The organism is Pseudomonas corrugata (assembly GCF_001269905.1).
GTDB lineage: Bacteria > Pseudomonadota > Gammaproteobacteria > Pseudomonadales > Pseudomonadaceae > Aquipseudomonas > Aquipseudomonas corrugata.
In genome coordinates this window covers 343670-362702 of sequence record NZ_LHVK01000009.1, presented here as the reverse complement: position 1 = coordinate 362702, position 19033 = coordinate 343670, and the positions used below count along the sequence as shown (strand labels likewise).

Sequence of the window (19033 nt, the reverse complement as noted above, 5' to 3'; positions counted from 1 at the left end):
CCCCGACCCGCTGTCTTTTTATCATTTACCGCTTAACCGCGAAACTCGGCACGACCGTTGTACTTGGCCTTGCCGTTCAACTGTTCTTCGATACGCAGCAGTTGGTTGTACTTGGATACGCGGTCGGAACGGCACAGCGAACCGGTCTTGATCTGCCCTGCCGCGGTGCCCACGGCCAAGTCGGCAATGGTCGAGTCCTCGGTTTCACCGGAACGGTGGGAGATCACCGCGGTGTAGCCGGCGGCCTTGGCCATCTGGATAGCTTCCAGGGTTTCGGTCAGGGTGCCGATCTGGTTGAACTTGATCAGGATCGAGTTGGCGATCTTCTTGTCGATGCCTTCTTTCAGGATCTTGGTGTTGGTCACGAACAGGTCGTCGCCCACCAGCTGGGTTTTCTCGCCGATCTTGTCGGTGAGGATTTTCCAGCCAGCCCAATCGGACTCGTCCAGGCCGTCTTCGATGGAGATGATCGGATAGCGCTCGGTCAAGCCCTTGAGGTAGTCGGCAAAACCTTCGGCAGTGAACACCTGGCCTTCGCCGGACAGGTTGTACTTGCCGTCTTCGAAGAACTCACTGGCGGCGCAGTCCAGAGCCAGGGTCACGTCGGTGCCCAGCTTGTAGCCGGCGTTGGCCACGGCTTCGGAGATGACTTTCAGCGCGTCTTCGTTGGACGCCAGGTTCGGTGCGAAACCGCCTTCGTCGCCAACCGCGGTGCTCAGGCCACGGGCCTTCAGCACAGCCTTGAGGTGATGAAAAATCTCGGTGCCCATGCGCAGGCCTTCGGAGAAGGACTTGGCACCAACCGGCTGGACCATGAATTCCTGGATGTCGACGTTGTTGTCGGCATGCTCGCCGCCGTTGATGATGTTCATCATCGGGACCGGCATCGAGTAGACGCCCGGCGTACCGTTGAGGTTGGCGATGTGAGCGTACAGCGGCAGGTCCTGGTCCTGGGCGGCAGCCTTGGCGGCGGCCAGGGACACGGCGAGGATCGCGTTGGCGCCCAGAGTGGCCTTGTTCTCGGTACCGTCGAGCTTGATCATCGCCAGGTCGAGGGCCTTCTGGTCGGCAGGATCCTTGCCGAGCAGCAGGTCACGGATCGGACCGTTGATGTTGGCAACAGCCTTCAGTACGCCCTTGCCCAGGTAACGGCTCTTGTCGCCATCACGCAGCTCCAGCGCTTCGCGCGAGCCGGTGGAAGCACCGGACGGCGCGCAGGCGCTGCCGATGATGCCGTTGTCGAGAAGCACGTCCGCTTCAACAGTGGGATTGCCACGGGAGTCGAGAACTTCACGACCTTTGATGTCGACGATTTTTGCCATTGTTGTAAACACTCCAAAGTTGACGAAACGCTGTGGGAGCACGACTTGCCGGCGATGGGGGCCTCAAGGGCGCCATCGCTGGCAAGCCATGCTCCCACAAGAGCAGTGCGGCCAGCGGGCCAGAGCGATAATCGAGCGGTACTTTACCGGAGAAAACCGCGCTACGCGGTTTCTATCGTCGGAAAACCCTTGACCAACTCGTCCAACGCCTTGAGCTGAGACAGGAACGGCTCCAGCTTGTTCAGGCGCAAGGCGCAAGGGCCATCGCACTTGGCGTTATCCGGGTCAGGGTGGGCCTCGAGGAACAGGCCCGCCAGGGACTGGCTCATGCCGGCCTTGGCCAGGTCGGTCACCTGGGCGCGACGGCCACCGGCGGAGTCGGAACGGCCGCCAGGCATCTGCAGCGCGTGGGTCACGTCGAAGAACACCGGGTATTCGAACTGCTTCATGATGCCGAAGCCGAGCATGTCCACCACCAGGTTGTTGTAGCCGAAGCTCGAACCGCGCTCGCAGAGGATCAACTGGTCGTTCCCGGCCTCTTCGCACTTGCTCAGGATGTGTTTCATTTCCTGGGGCGCGAGGAACTGGGCTTTCTTGATGTTGATCACCGCACCGGTCTTGGCCATCGCGACCACGAGGTCGGTCTGGCGAGACAGGAATGCCGGCAATTGGATGATGTCGCAGACCTCGGCGGCGACCGCGGCCTGGTCAGGCTCGTGGACGTCGGTGATGATCGGCACGCCGAAGGCTTGCTTGATGTCCTGGAAGATCCGCATGCCCTCTTCCAGGCCCGGGCCACGGTAAGAGGTCACGGACGACCGGTTGGCCTTGTCGAAGCTGGCCTTGAAGACGTAAGGAATACCCAGTTTCTGGGTCACCTTGACGTACTCCTCGCAGACCTGCATCGCCATGTCGCGGCTTTCCAGCACGTTCATGCCGCCGAACAGCACCATGGGCTTGTCGTTGGCAATTTCGATGTCGCCAACGCGAATGATCTTCTGGGCCATCGTCTTATGCCTTTTTCTGGTGTTGAGCCAAAGCGGCCTTCACGAAACCGCTGAACAGCGGATGACCGTCCCGTGGCGTCGAGGTGAACTCGGGGTGGAACTGGCAAGCCACGAACCATGGGTGATCCGGGGACTCGACCACTTCGACCAGCGCGCCATCACCGGAGCGGCCGGAGATTTTCAGGCCGGCTTCGATCAGCTGTGGCAGCAGCTTGTTGTTCACTTCGTAACGATGGCGGTGACGCTCGACGATCACATCCTTGGCGTAGCAATCGTGCACCAGGGAGCGGGCTTCGAGCAGGCATTCCTGGGCGCCGAGGCGCATGGTACCGCCCAGGTCGGAGGTTTCGGTCCGCACTTCCACGGCACCGGTGGCGTCTTCCCACTCGGTGATCAGGCCCACGACCGGGTGACCGCTGGCGCGATCGAACTCGGTGGAGTTGGCGTCCTTCCAGCCCATCACGTTACGGGCGAACTCGATGACCGCCACTTGCATGCCCAGGCAGATACCCAGGTATGGCACCTTGTTTTCGCGAGCGTACTGGACCGCGGTGATCTTGCCTTCCACGCCCCGCAGGCCGAAGCCGCCAGGGACCAGGATCGCATCGGCGCCTTCGAGCAGGCCGGTGCCCTGGTTCTCGATGTCTTCGGAGTCGATGTAGCGCAGGTTGACCTTGGTGCGGTTGCTGATGCCGGCATGACTCATCGCTTCGATCAGCGACTTGTAGGCATCCAGCAACTCCATGTACTTGCCGACCATGGCGATGGTGACTTCGTGCTCAGGGTTGAGCTTGGCATCGACCACAGCGTCCCATTCGGACAGGTCGGCGCCAGCGCATTGCAGGCCGAAACGCTCGACGACGAAATCGTCCAGGCCCTGGGAGTGCAGGATGCCCGGGATCTTGTAGATGGTGTCGGCGTCTTCGAGGCCGATGACCGCACGCTCTTCAACGTTGGTGAACTGGGCGATCTTGCGACGCGAGGAAATATCGATCGGGTGATCGGAGCGGCAGATCAGCACATCCGGCTGCAGGCCGATGGAGCGCAGCTCCTTGACCGAGTGCTGGGTTGGCTTGGTCTTGGTTTCGCCGGCAGTGGCGATGTACGGCACCAGCGTCAGGTGCATCAGCATCGCGCGCTTGGCGCCGATTTCGAAACGCAACTGGCGGATGGCTTCGAGGAACGGCTGGGACTCGATGTCGCCCACGGTACCGCCGATCTCGACCATTGCCACGTCGGCGTCGCCAGCACCCTTGATGATACGGCGCTTGATCTCGTCGGTGATATGGGGGATGACCTGGATGGTCGCGCCCAGGTAATCACCACGACGCTCCTTGCGCAGCACGTGCTCGTAGACACGACCGGTGGTGAAGTTGTTGTTCTGGGTCATGGTCGTGCGGATGAACCGCTCGTAGTGGCCCAGGTCCAGGTCGGTCTCGGCGCCGTCGTGGGTGACGAACACTTCGCCGTGCTGGAACGGGCTCATGGTGCCCGGGTCGACGTTGATGTACGGGTCCAGCTTGAGCATGGTGACCTTAAGTCCCCGCGCCTCCAGGATGGCCGCCAATGAAGCCGAGGCAATGCCTTTCCCCAATGAAGAAACAACACCGCCCGTGACGAATATGTAGCGCGTCATGAAAAACCCTAGAAGTCTGCGTTAAAGCGGTCCGAGCCGCCGGGGAAAGCGAAGGAAGGCCGAAGCCCCCGATCACCTGCATTAATCACAGTGCACCTTTCAAAAAAACCGCCGCGTTGGGACAGACCGGAAGAAAAATCACCGGTACGTTGCTCGCTACACATTTTTTGGAATCGCCCAGCAAAGACTGCTTGGTAATCGGCAACTCCTGCAATTCAGGCGAATCCACAGAAGTTGTATCAAGAAGGGAGCGTAGTCTACCGGAAAGCCCCTTTCAGCTCAAACCCAGATCTTGCTCCGGTGGCTGCCAATGCAATTGCCAGGTGCCATCAGCGTCCCCGTCGAGCCCCGGCAGGTTGGCCACCGCCAGCAATCGCTCGTCCCGATACAGCAGCGGTAATCGGCCGCGAACGAACGCCGGCAAGCCACTTTCGTTGAGTAAACGCTTGAGATCCCGATGACCACGGCCCGGCAAGGCCATCACCTCTGCGCCCTGACGATAGCGCACGCAAAGCCGACCGTCGGGGATTTTGCCAGTGAGGGTCACCCGGCCATTACCCGGCAGCCCCAAGGTATCAACTGCCCGGGGCCATTCGGCGCAGCCCGAGACCGGTTGCAGCCAATGGTCGGATAACCACCAGACCCGCCCACCCGCCCGATGCAACTCACCGCCGGCCAGACGCCAGATCGGCCGGGCAGCGTCCCCAGCGTCACGCAGTGAATCCCAGCCGGCCCAGTGGTCGCTGTCGGGCAGCGTCGTGAGGGCCGTCAGCCAGTGACTCAATGCATTACGTTGGCGAGCCACCGACAAGGTCTGCAAAGGTGCCAGCGCCAGAGATGGCAATCCGAGCCAGCCAAAGGCGCCGGGAGGCGTAGCATCGGTCAGATCGATCCGTGCCAGGTCATCCAGTAAACCCTGGGCTTGCGTCATGTGTGCGGCGCCACGGGCCAGGGCTGATGCAGCCTGGGGCCACTGTTCGGTCAGCAGCGGAAAAACCCGCTGACGCAGGAAGTTGCGCGAATACCGATGATCGTTATTGGACGGGTCTTCGATCCAGCTCAAGCCCTGCTGCTTCCCATAGGCTTCCAGCTCAGCACGGGACACATCAAGCAACGGGCGCAGCAACCACCCCTGCCCGAGGGGACGCTGCTGCGGCATCGCCGACAAGCCCCGGACTCCCGCCCCCCGCAGCAAACGAAACAACAGGGTTTCAGCCTGGTCATCGCGATGCTGGGCAGTGAGCAGCACCTCGTTGCCCTGGAGCGCCGCGACGAAGGCGCCATAGCGCGCCTCCCGGGCGGCCCGCTCGAGACTCGCACCGGGGCGGACCTGTACGTCAACCACTTGCAGCGGCACCCCCAACGCCTCACACACCCGACGACAATGATCCGGCCACGCATCGGCCGCAGCCTGAAGACCGTGGTGGACGTGGATAGCGCTGAGCGGAGGCAGTGCGTGTGTGTTTGAGAGCGATGCCAGCAGGTGCAGCAGGACGGTGGAGTCGAGACCGCCGGAGAAGGCGATGCGCCAGGCGGTAGCGTTGCGCCAGGGGGCCAGTTGGGTGAGGAGTCGGGTGGGGAGATCAGCGCGGGAGTTCATAGGAATCAGCCTTGGCACAAACAACTGTGGGAGCGAGCCTGCTCGCGATAACGGTGTATCAATCAACTCATTTGTTGAATGTTAAACCGCTTTCGCGAGCAGGCTCGCTCCCACAGGGGTATAGCGTTCGAATCAGAGGCCGTAGCTCATCAACCGCTCGTAGCGACGGGCCAGCAGCGCGTCGTTGTCGAACTTCTTCAGCATCGACAGTTGCGAACTCAGCTCTGCACGAATCAGCGCGGCAGCCGCGGCCGGGTCACGGTGAGCACCGCCCACTGGTTCGTTGATCACTTTATCCACGATACCCAGGCCTTTGAGACGCTCGGCGGTGATGCCCATGGCTTCCGCGGCGTCCGGCGCTTTCTCGGCAGTCTTCCACAGGATCGAGGCGCAGCCTTCCGGCGAAATTACCGCGTAAGTGGAGTACTGCAACATGTTCAACTGGTCACAGACGCCAATCGCCAATGCACCACCCGAACCGCCTTCGCCGATGACTGTGGCGATGATCGGGGTTTTCAACCGAGCCATCACCCGCAGGTTCCAGGCAATCGCTTCACTCTGGTTGCGCTCTTCGGCGTCGATACCCGGGTAGGCGCCCGGGGTGTCGATGAAGGTCAGGATCGGCATCTTGAAGCGCTCGGCCATTTCCATCAGGCGGCAGGCCTTGCGGTAGCCTTCCGGACGCGGCATGCCGAAGTTGCGACGGACTTTCTCGCGCACTTCGCGGCCCTTCTGGTGACCGATGACCATCACCGGCTGGTCGTCGAGGCGGGCGACACCGCCAACGATCGCGGCGTCGTCGGAGAAGTGACGATCGCCGTGCAGTTCGTCGAATTCGGTGAAGATGTGATCGATGTAGTCCAGGGTGTATGGACGACGAGGATGACGCGCCAGGCGCGCGATCTGCCAGCTGGTCAGCTTGCCGAAGATGTCTTCGGTCAGCGTGCGGCTCTTGTCCTGCAGACGAGAGATCTCATCGCCGATATTCAGCGAATTGTCATTACCGACCAAGCGCAACTCTTCGATCTTGGCTTGCAGGTCGGCGATCGGCTGTTCGAAATCTAGAAAATTCGGGTTCATAGGCGTCCGTCTTGGGTCGACGTCCAAGAAAGCTTGGGCCGGCCGGTTGTCTATTCGCGCCCTACCTTAAGGGAGAGGCGCGTTCAGGTCGAGATTAAAAATTCGGGTCGCGGTCAGGGACACTCCAGATCCAGGAGTGGCCCCTGGCCGTCAACGGTATTGGAGGAAGACGTTGTCTTTGCCGAACTGGTCACGCAAGGCTTGAATCAACGCATCCGCCGGATCGATCCGCCAGCCCTCGCCGAACTGCAGCACGGCCTTGGCGTCGGGGCGCACATACTCCATGGTGATCGGACAGGCACCGCGATGGCGCTTGAACAACTCGCCCAGCCAGCGTAGCTGGTCGCCCTTGAGGTCCTGAGTCTGCAACTTCAGGCGCAGGCTCTCGGCCAGGTTGGTCCGGGCATCCTCCATGCTCATCACCCGCTTGACCCGCAGCCGCAGGCCACCGGAGAAGTCATCGTTGCTGACCTCGCCTTCCACCACCACCATCGCGTCGGTCTGCAACAAAGACTGCGCCGAGTGGAACGCATCGGCAAACAACGATGCCTCGATGCGCCCGGAACGGTCGTCGAGGGTGATGAAACCCATTTTGTCGCCTTTTTTGTTCTTCATCACCCGCAGGGCGATGATCATCCCGGCGACGGTTTGCGTATCGCGAGCCGGCTTCAGGTCGATGATGCGCTGACGGGCGAAGCGGCGGATTTCGCCTTCGTATTCATCGATCGGGTGACCGGTGAGGTACAGCCCAAGGGTGTCTTTCTCGCCTTTGAGGCGTTCCTTGAGGGTCAGTTCCTTGGCCTTGCGATGGTTGCCGTAGACATCGGCATCTTCCTCGACGAACAGGCCGCCAAACAGGTCCGCGTGGCCGCTGTCATGGGTGCGGGCGGTCTGTTCGGCAGCCTTGATCGCTTCTTCCATGGCCGCCAGCAGCACCGCGCGGTTGCGGTCGATGTTGGCCTGGTAGGCCTTGGGCTCGTCATGGAAATAAGGACCCAACCGGTCCAGCGCGCCACTGCGGATCAAACCGTCGAGGGTGCGCTTGTTGATACGCTTGAGGTCGACCCGGGCACAGAAATCGAACAAATCCTTGAACGGCCCATCCTGGCGCGCCTCGGTGATGGCCTCCACCGGCCCCTCGCCCACGCCCTTGATCGCGCCCAAGCCATAAATGATGCGCCCCTCGTCGTTCACCGTGAACTTGAACTCCGAAGCGTTCACGTCCGGCGCGTCGAGGCGCAGCTTCATGGTCCGCACTTCTTCGATCAGGGTCACGACCTTGTCGGTGTTGTGCATATCCGCCGACAGTACGGCGGCCATGAACGGTGCCGGGTAATGCGCCTTCAGCCACGCGGTCTGGTAAGACACCAGGCCGTAGGCGGCAGAGTGGGATTTGTTGAAGCCGTAGCCGGCGAATTTTTCCACCAGGTCGAAGATGTTACCGGCCAGGTCCGCATCGATACCGTTGTTCGCACAACCCTCGATGAAACCGCCGCGCTGCTTGGCCATCTCCTCGGGTTTTTTCTTACCCATTGCCCGACGCAGCATGTCCGCGCCGCCGAGGGTGTAGCCGGCCATGACCTGGGCAATCTGCATCACCTGTTCCTGATACAGGATGATGCCGTAGGTCGGCGCCAGTACCGGCTTGAGGCCGTCGTACTGGTAATCCGGGTGCGGGTACGCCAGCTCGGCGCGACCGTGTTTACGGTTGATGAAGTCGTCCACCATACCCGATTGCAGCGGGCCCGGACGGAACAGGGCCACCAGTGCGATCAAGTCTTCCAGGCAGTCGGGCTTGAGCTTCTTGATCAGCTCCTTCATGCCGCGGGATTCAAGCTGGAACACCGCCGTGGTTTCCGCTTTCTGCAGCAGGCTGTAGGTCGGTTTGTCGTCCAGAGGAATGAACGCGATGTCCAGCGGCTCCTCGCCGACCTTGGCCCGGTCGCGGTTGATGGTCTTGAGCGCCCAATCGATGATGGTCAGGGTCCGCAGCCCCAGGAAGTCGAACTTCACCAGGCCCGCCGCCTCGACGTCATCCTTGTCGAACTGGGTTACCAGGCCGTCGCCCTCTTCGTCGCAATAGATCGGCGAGAAGTCGGTCAGCTTGGTTGGCGCGATCACCACGCCACCAGCATGCTTGCCGACGTTACGCACCACGCCTTCGAGCTTGCGGGCCATCTCCCAGATTTCCGCCGCCTCTTCATCGACCTTGATGAAGTCCCGCAGAATTTCTTCCTGTTCGTAGGCTTTTTCCAGGGTCATGCCGACTTCGAACGGAATCATCTTCGACAGACGATCCGCCAGGCCATAGGACTTACCCTGTACCCGGGCCACGTCACGCACCACCGCCTTGGCGGCCATGGAACCGAAGGTGATGATCTGGCTCACCGCGTTGCGGCCATACTTCTCGGCCACGTAATCGATTACCCGGTCACGACCATCCATGCAGAAGTCGACGTCGAAGTCGGGCATGGAAACCCGTTCCGGGTTGAGGAAACGTTCGAACAGCAGGTCATATTCCAGCGGATCGAGGTCGGTGATCTTCTGTACATAAGCCACCAGCGACCCGGCACCCGATCCACGACCGGGCCCTACCGGCACGCCGTTGTTCTTGGCCCACTGGATAAAGTCCATCACGATCAGGAAGTAACCGGGGAAGCCCATCTGGATGATGATATCCAGCTCAAAATTCAACCGGTCGATGTAGACCTGGCGCTTGGCTTCGTAGTCTTGAGTGGTGTCCTTGGGCAGCAGGACGCTGAGGCGCTCCTCCAGGCCGTCGAACGACACTTTGCGGAAATACTCGTCGATGGTCATGCCATCGGGAATCGGGAAGTTGGGCAGGAAGTGCTTGCCCAGCTTCACTTCGATGTTGCAGCGCTTGGCGATCTCGACGGTGTTTTCCAGCGCCTCGGGCAGATCGCTGAACAACTCGGCCATTTCCTCGGCGCTTTTGAGGTATTGCTGATCGCTGTAGTTCTTGGGCCGGCGCGGGTCATCGAGGGCCCGGCCTTCACCGATGCAGACACGGGTTTCGTGGGCTTCGAAATCTTCCTGCTTGATGAAGCGCACGTCGTTGGTCGCCACCAGCGGCGCGCCGATCTTGTCAGCCAGCGCCACTGCAGCGTGCAGGTGCTCTTCGTCGTTGGGACGGTTGGTGCGCTGTACTTCGATGTAGAAGCGGTCCGGGAACACGTCCATCCAGTCCCGAGCCAGGGTCTCGGCTTCGTCGGCGTTGCCGCTGAGCAGGGCCAGGCCGATTTCACCCTCCTTGGCCGCCGACAGCATGATCAGGCCTTCGCTGGCCTCGGCCACCCACTCGCGCTCGATGATGATCGAACCGTTGCGCTGGCCATCGATAAAGCCGCGGGAGATCAACTCAGTCAGATTGCGGTAACCCACGGCGTTCATGACCAGCAGGCTGATACGGCTCAACGGTGCGTCCGGATCCTTGCTGGACAGCCACAGGTCGGCTCCGCAGATCGGCTTGATTCCACCGCCCATGGCGGTCTTGTAGAACTTGACCAGCGAACACATGTTGTTCTGGTCGGTGACCGCCACGGCAGGCATGTTCATGCCCACCAGGGTCTTGACCAGTGGTTTGATCCGCACCAGACCGTCGACCAGGGAGTATTCAGTGTGCAGGCGTAGATGAACGAATGAAGCCGGCATAGTGATCCTGCGTTAAGTCATGAAAACAACAAGGCCCGGATTGTACCGGGCCTTGGGTATGAGTGGCGAATGCCCGTCAGTCGAAATACCGACCTTGTGGGAGCGAGCCTGCTCGCGAAGGCTGTGTATCAGGCCACATCAATGTTAACCGTGCCGCCCTCTTCGCGAGCGAGCTCGCTTGCGCAGGGGATTGCACTTGGCTGAAGGGGACCCGCTGTTACCAAACCTTCACGCGCCTCATAAGCCAGCCGCACCGGCGCGAACGAGCGCCGGTGGATCGGCGTTGGCCCCAGGCGTGCCAAGGCTTCCAGATGCACGGGCGTCGGGTAACCCTTGTGGCCACCGATGCCATAGCCTGGGTAAATCAGTTCAAAGGCGCTCATTTCCCGGTCACGGCTGACCTTGGCCAGGATCGATGCCGCCGCGATAGCCGGCACCTTCGCGTCCCCCTGGACCACCGCCTCGGCGCGCATCGACAGTTTCGGGCAACGATTGCCATCGATCATCGCCAGCTTCGGTGTAATGTGCAGGCCTTGCACCGCACGCTGCATGGCGAGCATGGTGGCGTGCAGGATATTCAGCTCATCGATTTCTTCGACCTCGGCCCGGGCGATGCACCAGCTCAGGGCTTTCTCGCAGATTTCGTCGTAGAGCTTCTCGCGACGGGCCTCGGTGAGCTTCTTGGAATCGTTGAGACCCAGGATCGGCCGGTTCGGGTCGAGAATCACCGCCGCCGTCACCACCGCGCCGCACAACGGGCCACGCCCCACTTCATCGACGCCCGCCACCAGCTCTTCGACTTCGGCGACCAGGTTGAAGTCCAGGCCCATCTGTTGCTTCGAATGCTTCATGGTTTGGCACCGATCAAGGTCAGTACCGCGTCTGCGGCCTGGTTGGAGGCGTCGCGACGCAACGTGCGGTGGATCTCGTCAAAGCCGCGGGTCTGTTCCTGGCCGCCGTCGATCAACGGCGCCAGCGTATTGGCCAATGCATCGGCCGTTGCATCGTCCTGCAGCAACTCGGGCACCAGCAAACGCTGGGCCAGCAGGTTCGGCAGGGAGATGTAAGGACTCTTGACCATGCGCTTGAGGATCCAGAACGTCAGCGGTGCCAGACGATAGGCAACCACCATCGGGCGCTTGTACAGCAACGCCTCAAGGGTAGCAGTACCTGACGCAATCAATACCGCGTCGCAAGCAGCCAACGCCTCGTGGGAGCGACCGTCGAGCAGCGTGACCGGCAGGTCGCGACCGACCAACAATGCCTCAAGCTGCTCACGCCGCTGCGCACTGGCACACGGCAGGACAAAACGCACGTCGGGACGCATTGCCCGAAGGCGCTCGGCGGCGTCGAAAAACAAACCACCCAGGCGACTTACCTCGCCACCCCGGCTGCCAGGCATCAGCGCCACCAGCGGCCCGTCGGACAAGCCCAACGTCTGGCGGGCATCCTCGCGATCGGCTTCCAGGGGAATGGTGTCGGCCAGGGTGTGCCCGACAAACCGCACCGGCACGCCCTTCTCCTCATAAAACCTGGCTTCGAATGGAAGCAGCGTCAGCATCAGGTCGCAGCCTTCGCGAATCTTCAGCACGCGTTTCTGCCGCCAGGCCCAGACCGATGGGCTGACGTAGTGCACCGTCTTGATCCCGGCCTGACGCAACTTGAGTTCGATGTTGAGGGTGAAATCCGGCGCGTCGATACCGATGAACACATCCGGCTTTTCATCAATCAGGGTCGCAATAAGCTTCTTGCGCCGGGCCAGTAACTCTCGCAGCCGACCAAGCACCTCCACCAGCCCCATCACCGACAGGCGTTCCATTGGGAAATAGGAGCTCAGCCCCTCGGCCTGCATCAATGGCCCACCGACACCGATGAACTCGACCGCCGGATGCTGCGCCTTGAGCGCTCGCATCAGGCCAGCACCCAGGATATCGCCGGAAGCTTCGCCCGCCACCAGCGCAACACGCAAATTGCCCATGGTCAGCGAGTGATGCCGCGGGTCGAGGATTGGATGGAGTCGCGGAACACCGCGACTTCCGGGAACTGGGTCGATGCTTCTGCCAACTCGACGAGCGCCTGCTCGACGGTCAAACCCTGGCGATAGACAACCTTATAGGCCCGACGCAGTGCGGCAACCGCTTCTTCGCTGAAGCCCCGCCGGCGCATGCCTTCGAAGTTCATGCTGCGAGCCTCGGCCGGATTGCCGAACACGGTGACATAAGCCGGAACATCCTTGCCAATGGCGGTGCCCATGCCGGAAAAGCTGTGGGCGCCTATATGGCAGTACTGGTGAACCAGGGTGAAGCCGGACAGGATCGCCCAGTCGTCCACGTGGACATGGCCGGCCAGTGCGGTGTTGTTGACCAGGATGCAATGGTTGCCAATGACGCTGTCATGGCCGATATGGGCATAGGCCATGATCAGGTTGTGGTCGCCCAGGGTTGTTTCGGAACGATCCTGAACGGTGCCACGGTGAATCGTCACGCCCTCGCGGATCACATTGTGATCGCCGATGACCAGGCGGGTTTCTTCACCCTTGTATTTGAGATCGGGAGTGTCCTCGCCTACCGTAGAAAACTGGTAGATACGATTGTGCCGGCCGATCCGGGTAGGCCCCTTGAGAATCACGTGCGGGCCGATCACCGTACCCTCGCCGATTTCCACACCTGCGCCGATAATCGACCAAGGGCCGACCTCGACATCGGCGGCCAGGACGGCCGTCGGATCGATGATTGCGCGAGGGTCAATCAAACTCATAGCTTGCGTTCCGCGCAAATGATTTCAGCGGAGCAGACAGGCTTGCCGTCGACCGAAGCCTGGCATTCGAACTTCCAGATCTGGCGCTTGCAACTGATGAACGTGGCTTCGAGGATCAATTGATCGCCTGGGGTCACCGGCTGACGGAAACGCAACTTGTCGGACCCGACGAAGTAGTAGAGCGTACCGTCCGCAGGTTTCACGTCCATGATCTTGAAACCAAGGATTCCGGCAGCCTGAGCCATGGCCTCGATGATCAGCACGCCCGGCATGATGGGGTGCGCAGGGAAGTGACCATTGAAGAACGGCTCGTTGATGCTGACATTCTTGTAGGCGCGAATGCGCTTGCCCTCAATATCCAGCTCCACTACCCGATCCACGAGCAGGAACGGGTAACGGTGAGGCAGGTATTCGCGAATCTCGTTGATGTCCATCATTTCGGGGGGAAGCCTATGTAAAGATTGGGAGGTGCGCGATAGACGCGCGCTCCGCTAGCAAATCAAGGAAGCCTGGCGGCCGTGCACACTTGATATGGAAATGGTATCAGCCATCTGATGAAGCATTACCGTCAGGGGTCACGTCCCCTACACGCTTTTCCACCTGTTTCAGGCGTCGAGCGATGTCATCGAGCTGACGGATACGGGCCGCGCTCTTGCGCCATTCGGCCGCAGGCTGCATCGCTGTACCGGAAGAATAGGCACCCGGCTCGGTAATCGAGTGGGTCACCATGGTCATCCCGGTCAGGAAAACGTTGTCACAGATATCGATGTGCCCCACCAGCCCGACCCCACCGGCGAGCATGCAGTGCTTGCCGATCCTGGTACTGCCGGAGATACCCACGCAGGCCGCCATGGCGGTGTGGTCACCGACCTGGACGTTGTGGGCAATCTGGATCTGGTTGTCCAGCTTCACGCCATTGCCGATGACCGTGTCAGCCAGCGCACCGCGGTCGATGGCGGTATTGACGCCGATCTCCACATCATCGCCGACGGTGACACCACCGATCTGGGCAATCTTCTGCCAGATACCTTTCTCGTTGGCGAAACCGAATCCTTCACCGCCCAGCACCGCACCGGACTGGATCACCACTCGCTTGCCGATGCGCACATCGTGATACAAGGTGACCCGTGGAGCCAGCCAGCCGCCCTCGCCAATCTCGCTACGGGCGCCAATGAAACAATGAGCCCCCAGTGTGACACCGGCACCCACCCGTGCCCCACCCTCGATGACCACGAAAGGTCCGATGCTGGCCGTCGGGTCGACCACCGCATCTGCCGCAATCACCGCACTGGGATGAATGCCGGCAGCCGATTTGGGCTTGGGGTCGAACAGATGGGAAATCCGCGCATACGCCAGGTATGGATCGGGCACGATCAGCGCATCACCGGCAAAACCTTCGGCATCGGCGGCCTTGAGCAACAGCGCAGCGGCCCGGCTATCGGCCAGGTATTTGCGATATTGAGGATTTGCCAGGAAGCTCAACTGAGCTGGGCCAGCCTCTTGCAAAGTGGCTAGCCCAGTAATTGCCTTCTCCGGGTCGCCACGCAGGGTGGCTCCGAGGAACTCGGCCAACTGGCCGAGTTTGATAGTCGCTGTCATGGATTACTTCAGCTGATTCATGCGCTCGATGACCTGGCGCGTGATGTCGTACTGAGGTTTGACATCAATCACTGCGCCACGCTCGAACACCAGGTCAAAACCACCCTTCTTGATGACTTCTTCCACGGCGCTGTCGAGCTTCGGCTTGAGCTGCTTGAGCATTTCACGGTCGGCAACGGCTTTCGCTTCGTTCAGTTCCTTGGACTGGAACTGGAAGTCACGGGCCTTTTGCTTGAATTCAAGCTCCAGACGCTCACGCTCGCCCTGGGCCATCTTGTCGCCGCCGGCGACCAGGCGATCCTGGATACCTTTGGCACTGCTTTCCAGGCTCTTGAGCTTGGTCAGCTGCGGACCGAACTTTTTCTCTGCGTCCACGGCGTATTTCTTTGCCGCGTCGGATTCCAGCAAAGCCATCTGATAGTTCAGTACGGCGATCTTCATGTCGGCAAAAGCCGGACCTGCGACCAGCACGGTCGCCAGGAGAACCAATTGAGTCAACTTACGCACGATGTACTCCTACAAAATCCATTGTCGTTATCTTGGGTCAGACGCTTAGAACGTCTGGCCGAGGGAGAATTGGAACACTTGGGTTTCAGCGTTATCCGGTTTCTTGACCGGCATCGCCAGCGCGAAGCTCAAAGGACCGAGCGCGGTGACCCAGGTCACGCCTACACCAACGGAACTGGCCATGTTGCTAAGGCTGATGTCGTTGCACTGAGTGTTGGACTTGGTGCCGTTAGCGTTGGTGGTGTCGCTGCACGTGGAGTCGAAGACGTTACCCACATCCCAGAATACCGAGGTCCGCAGCGAGCGCTGATCCTTGACGAACGGCATCGGGAACAGAACCTCGAGACCACCCTGGATGAGTACGTTGCCACCGAATGGCAGCGGATCCTGGTCCGGGTCGCGGATGGTACCTGGGTTGGTACCCTTGCTCGGCGTACTGCGCGGCCCCAAGGTGCTGTCCTTGAAACCACGTACCGAGTTGAAACCACCTGCGTAGTAGTTCTCGTAGAACGGCAAGCCATCGGTCGACCCGTAGCCATCACCATAGCCCAGTTCGGTATGCAGGCGCATGGTGTAGGTGTCGGTCAACGGTTGGAACAGCTGGCCGCGATAGTCGAGCTTGAAGAACGACAGGTCACTGCCAGGCGTCGTCGTTTCCAGGACCAGGCTCTGGGAATGACCACGTGTAGCCAGAACGCCCTTGTTCAGGGTCGATTCGGACCAACCGGCAGACGCCTTGAAGTTCAGGTAGCTGTCGCCTTCCTTGTTAACGAAATCGAAGATCTCGTCGACGGTGTATTTACCGGTGTTGATCTTGTCCTGCTGGGCAGTAAGACCGAACGTCAGGCGCGAGGTCTCGCTGATCGGATAACCGATGTTGGCGCCGACACCATAGCTGTCCACTGCGTAGCTGGAGATATCGGAGTCGAGCTGGTCATAGTCAGTGGTGCGATAGAAGGCGTTGTAGCCCAGGCTCACACCGTCAGCGGTCCAGTAGGGGTCCACGAAACCGAAGTTGTAGCGGGTCTGGTATTCGCTGCGGGTCAGGCCGACGCTGACCTTGTTACCGGTACCCAGGAAGTTGTTCTGGGTGATCGAGCCACCGAGGATCAGGCCGGCGCTCTGGGCGAAACCGACACTGGCGGTGATCGAGCCGGACGCTTGCTCTTCGACGCTGTAGTTCACATCGACCTGGTCGTCGACGCCCGGCACTGCCGGTGTCTCGACGTTGACTTCCTTGAAGAAGCCCAGACGCTCCAGACGGGTCTTGGACTGGTCGATCAGGTAGGTCGAAGCCCAGCCACCTTCCATCTGACGCATTTCACGACGCAGCACCTCGTCCTCGGACTTGGTGTTGCCACGGAAGTTGATGCGATTGACGTAGGCACGCTTGCCCGGGTCTACGGCGAAGGTGATGTCGACAGTGTGATCTTCATCGTGGGGCTGCGGCACGCCGCTGACGTTGGCGAAGGTATAGCCCTCGTTACCCAGGCGACGGGTGATCAGCTCGGACGTGGTGGTCATCAGCTTGCGCGAGAACACCTGGCCTTTCTGTACCAGCAGCAGGGACTTGACCTGGTCTTCGGGCACCTTCAGGTCACCGCTGAGCTTGACATCGCGGACAGTGTACTTCTCGCCTTCGTTGACGTTGACGGTGATGTAGACGTGCTTCTTGTCCGGGGTAATGGACACCTGGGTCGAAGCGATGTCCATGTTGATGTAGCCACGGTCCAGGTAGTAGGAACGCAGGCGCTCCAGGTCACCGGAGAGTTTTTCACGGGCGTACTTGTCATCGTTCTTGAAGAACGACAGCCAGTTGGTGGTCTTGAGTTCGAACAGGTCGATCAGGTCTTCGTCGGGGAAAACCGTGTTGCCCACCACGTTGATGTGCTGGATGGCTGCCACGGTGCCTTCGTTGATGTTGACCTTCAGGCCCACACGGTTGCGCGGCTGCGGTACCACTTCGGTGTCGACGGTGGCCGAGTAGCGCCCTTGGGCGACGTACTGGCGCTGCAGCTCGTTACGCACACCTTCGAGGGTGGCACGCTGGAAGATCTCGCCTTCGGCCAGGCCGGACTGCTTGAGGCCTTTCATCAGGTCTTCGGTGGAAATCGCCTTGTTGCCTTCGATCTCGATGCTGGCGACTGACGGCCGCTCGACGACCGTAATGACCAGGACGTTACCGTCACGGCCCAGCTGGATATCCTGAAAGAAACCGGTCTTGAACAGCGCACGAGTGGACTCCACCAGGCGCCGATCATCCGCCTGCTCGCCGACGTTCAACGGCAAGGCACCAAAGACGCTACCCGCGGAAACCCGCTGGAGGCCGTTGACGCGAATATCAGAGATAGTGAAGGACTCGGCGTGAACTTCGGCGATCATCAACACGGTAAGAACCGCGGTTAGCAGCAGACGTTTCATGAAGTCCTTTCTTATTCCAACTGGCAATAAACAAACTGCCGCAAAATGCGGCAGATTCGCAATTCAGCGAAGCGTTACAGACGACCCAGATCGTTGACCAGGGCAAGCAACATCACCCCGACCACCAAGCTGATACCGATCTGTATCCCCCAACCTTGAACCCGATCCGACAAGGGACGACCACGCGCCCACTCGATCAGATAAAACAGCAGATGCCCCCCATCCAGTACCGGGATGGGCAGCAAATTCAGAACCCCCAGGCTAATGCTCAGATAAGCAAGGAAATTCAGGAAATCAACAACGCCCGACTGGGCAGAAGCGCCCGCCACTTTAGCAATGGTTATCGGTCCACTCAAGTTTTTTACCGAGAGCTCGCCGAACAACATTTTCTTCAGTGAGTCGAGGGTCAGGACACTCATGGTCCACGTACGACGCGCACCTTCGCCAATCGCCGCAACCGGGCCGAAACTGACCTCGCGGATCATCTCCGGCGGCCAGTCGACAGCCTTGACGCCCGCCCCCAGGTAACCTGCCGGCGTCTTGCTCTCGTCGCGGGCGGCCAGGGTCACCGGGACGTCGATTGGAGCACCGTCGCGCTCGACGCGCAGCACAATTTTGGTATCAGGACGTACACGAACCGCATCAACCACCTGCTGCCAGTCACTGACCGACTGGCCGTCAACGGCCAACAGACGATCACCGGTCTTGAGCCCGGCAGCCCGAGCCGGCCCCTTCGGATCAAGTTCGGCCAGCACCGGCGGCAGCGCCGGACGCCACGGGCGAATGCCCAGGGAACGGATCGGATCCGGCTCATCGGCCCCCTTGAGCCAGTTGTCCAGCACCAGTTCCCGCGGAGAATCCGTTGCCGAGCCCTGCTCGCGCACCATCAACTTCAACGAACCGCTTTCACCCAGGCGGCGCACGAGTTGCAGGTTGACGGCAGCCCAACCGGAAGTCGGCTCGCCGTCGATGGCAACGATTTCCTCTCCCGCGCTCAATCCCGCCCGGGCCGCGACGCTGCCAGCCTCGACCGCGCCGATGACAGGACGTACCTGCTCGCTACCCAACATGGCCAGCGCCCAGAAGAACACCATGGCCAGCAGGAAGTTGGCGATCGGCCCCGCCGCCACGATGGCAATGCGCTGCCGGACAGTCTTGCGATTGAAGGATTGATCGAGCTGATCGGCGGGCACTTCGCCTTCACGCTCGTCGAGCATTTTCACGTAACCGCCCAGCGGGATGGCGGCCACAACGAATTCGGTGCCCTTCTTGTCATGCCAGCGCAGCAAGGGCATGCCAAAGCCGACGGAAAAACGCAGGACCTTCACGCCACAGCGACGGGCGACCCAGAAATGACCGAATTCGTGAAAAGTGACCAGCACACCCAACGCAACCAGGGTGCCGACAATCATATAGAGCGCGCTCATCTGTT

The 19033-nt window shown here is 60.6% G+C and carries 13 protein-coding genes and 1 pseudogene; all 14 read right to left on the bottom strand.

From position 1 onward, the window contains the following. Nucleotides 1-32 precede the first annotated feature (32 nt). Nucleotides 33-1322 (bottom strand): phosphopyruvate hydratase, encoded by a 1290-nt coding sequence (eno, locus tag AD665_RS15650; protein ID WP_024779030.1) that lies wholly within the window; start codon nucleotides 1320-1322, stop codon nucleotides 33-35. Between the two features lie 161 nt (nucleotides 1323-1483). Beyond that, complete coding sequence (kdsA, locus tag AD665_RS15645) at nucleotides 1484-2329, bottom strand: 3-deoxy-8-phosphooctulonate synthase (RefSeq protein WP_024779029.1); 846 nt, start codon at nucleotides 2327-2329, stop codon at nucleotides 1484-1486. Nucleotides 2330-2333: 4 nt separating this feature from the next. After that, nucleotides 2334-3965, bottom strand: a complete 1632-nt coding sequence (locus AD665_RS15640; RefSeq protein WP_053192727.1) for a CTP synthase — start codon at nucleotides 3963-3965, stop codon at nucleotides 2334-2336. Nucleotides 3966-4239: 274 nt separating this feature from the next. Next, nucleotides 4240-5565, bottom strand: a complete 1326-nt coding sequence (gene tilS, locus AD665_RS15635) for a tRNA lysidine(34) synthetase TilS (RefSeq protein WP_053192725.1) — start codon at nucleotides 5563-5565, stop codon at nucleotides 4240-4242. A 132-nt stretch (nucleotides 5566-5697) separates the two neighbouring features. Beyond that, complete coding sequence (locus AD665_RS15630; RefSeq protein WP_024779026.1) at nucleotides 5698-6645, bottom strand: acetyl-CoA carboxylase carboxyltransferase subunit alpha; 948 nt, start codon at nucleotides 6643-6645, stop codon at nucleotides 5698-5700. Between the two features lie 150 nt (nucleotides 6646-6795). Beyond that, the gene (gene dnaE, locus AD665_RS15625; protein ID WP_024779025.1) at nucleotides 6796-10317 is read right to left on the bottom strand and encodes a DNA polymerase III subunit alpha; all 3522 of its coding nucleotides are present in this window, start codon (nucleotides 10315-10317) and stop codon (nucleotides 6796-6798) included. Nucleotides 10318-10565: 248 nt separating this feature from the next. Next, nucleotides 10566-11168 (bottom strand): annotated as a pseudogene (gene rnhB, locus AD665_RS15620) (ribonuclease HII); the annotation flags it as partial. Further along, the gene (gene lpxB, locus AD665_RS15615) at nucleotides 11165-12295 is read right to left on the bottom strand and encodes a lipid-A-disaccharide synthase (RefSeq protein ID WP_053192723.1); all 1131 of its coding nucleotides are present in this window, start codon (nucleotides 12293-12295) and stop codon (nucleotides 11165-11167) included. The pseudogene rnhB and the gene lpxB, both read right to left, overlap by 4 nt. 2 nt (nucleotides 12296-12297) lie before the next feature. Continuing rightward, nucleotides 12298-13074 (bottom strand): acyl-ACP--UDP-N-acetylglucosamine O-acyltransferase, encoded by a 777-nt coding sequence (lpxA, locus tag AD665_RS15610; protein WP_024779022.1) that lies wholly within the window; start codon nucleotides 13072-13074, stop codon nucleotides 12298-12300. Further along, nucleotides 13071-13511: a 3-hydroxyacyl-ACP dehydratase FabZ gene (gene fabZ, locus AD665_RS15605; RefSeq protein ID WP_024779021.1), complete on the bottom strand. Its 441-nt coding sequence runs from the start codon at nucleotides 13509-13511 to the stop codon at nucleotides 13071-13073. The genes lpxA and fabZ overlap by 4 nt, the downstream gene beginning before the upstream one ends. Before the next feature lie 106 nt (nucleotides 13512-13617). Further along, a complete protein-coding gene (gene lpxD / locus AD665_RS15600) occupies nucleotides 13618-14673 on the bottom strand; it encodes a UDP-3-O-(3-hydroxymyristoyl)glucosamine N-acyltransferase (protein WP_053192721.1) in 1056 nt (351 codons plus the stop codon). Nucleotides 14674-14676: 3 nt separating this feature from the next. Further along, the gene (locus AD665_RS15595) at nucleotides 14677-15180 is read right to left on the bottom strand and encodes an OmpH/Skp family outer membrane protein (RefSeq protein WP_024779019.1); all 504 of its coding nucleotides are present in this window, start codon (nucleotides 15178-15180) and stop codon (nucleotides 14677-14679) included. A gap of 45 nt (nucleotides 15181-15225) precedes the next feature. Further along, on the bottom strand, nucleotides 15226-17601 hold the full coding sequence (gene bamA, locus AD665_RS15590) for an outer membrane protein assembly factor BamA (protein WP_024779018.1): 2376 nt from the start codon (nucleotides 17599-17601) through the stop codon (nucleotides 15226-15228). A 74-nt stretch (nucleotides 17602-17675) separates the two neighbouring features. After that, nucleotides 17676-19028 (bottom strand): sigma E protease regulator RseP, encoded by a 1353-nt coding sequence (gene rseP / locus AD665_RS15585; RefSeq protein ID WP_053192719.1) that lies wholly within the window; start codon nucleotides 19026-19028, stop codon nucleotides 17676-17678. Between the last annotated feature and the right edge of the window lie 5 nt (nucleotides 19029-19033).

Excerpts from the sequence above, each read along its gene's own strand:
- lpxD (WP_053192721.1), bottom strand. The coding sequence starts at position 14,673 with ATGACAGCGACTATCAAACTCGGCCAGTTGGCCGAGTTCCTCGGAGCC.
- eno (WP_024779030.1), bottom strand. The coding sequence starts at position 1,322 with ATGGCAAAAATCGTCGACATCAAAGGTCGTGAAGTTCTCGACTCCCGT.
- kdsA (WP_024779029.1), bottom strand. The coding sequence starts at position 2,329 with ATGGCCCAGAAGATCATTCGCGTTGGCGACATCGAAATTGCCAACGAC.
- bamA (WP_024779018.1), bottom strand. The coding sequence starts at position 17,601 with ATGAAACGTCTGCTGCTAACCGCGGTTCTTACCGTGTTGATGATCGCC.
- dnaE (WP_024779025.1), bottom strand. The coding sequence starts at position 10,317 with ATGCCGGCTTCATTCGTTCATCTACGCCTGCACACTGAATACTCCCTG.
- lpxB (WP_053192723.1), bottom strand. The coding sequence starts at position 12,295 with ATGGGCAATTTGCGTGTTGCGCTGGTGGCGGGCGAAGCTTCCGGCGAT.
- AD665_RS15640 (WP_053192727.1), bottom strand. The coding sequence starts at position 3,965 with ATGACGCGCTACATATTCGTCACGGGCGGTGTTGTTTCTTCATTGGGG.
- fabZ (WP_024779021.1), bottom strand. The coding sequence starts at position 13,511 with ATGATGGACATCAACGAGATTCGCGAATACCTGCCTCACCGTTACCCG.
- rseP (WP_053192719.1), bottom strand. The coding sequence starts at position 19,028 with ATGAGCGCGCTCTATATGATTGTCGGCACCCTGGTTGCGTTGGGTGTG.
- lpxA (WP_024779022.1), bottom strand. The coding sequence starts at position 13,074 with ATGAGTTTGATTGACCCTCGCGCAATCATCGATCCGACGGCCGTCCTG.
- tilS (WP_053192725.1), bottom strand. The coding sequence starts at position 5,565 with ATGAACTCCCGCGCTGATCTCCCCACCCGACTCCTCACCCAACTGGCC.
- AD665_RS15630 (WP_024779026.1), bottom strand. The coding sequence starts at position 6,645 with ATGAACCCGAATTTTCTAGATTTCGAACAGCCGATCGCCGACCTGCAA.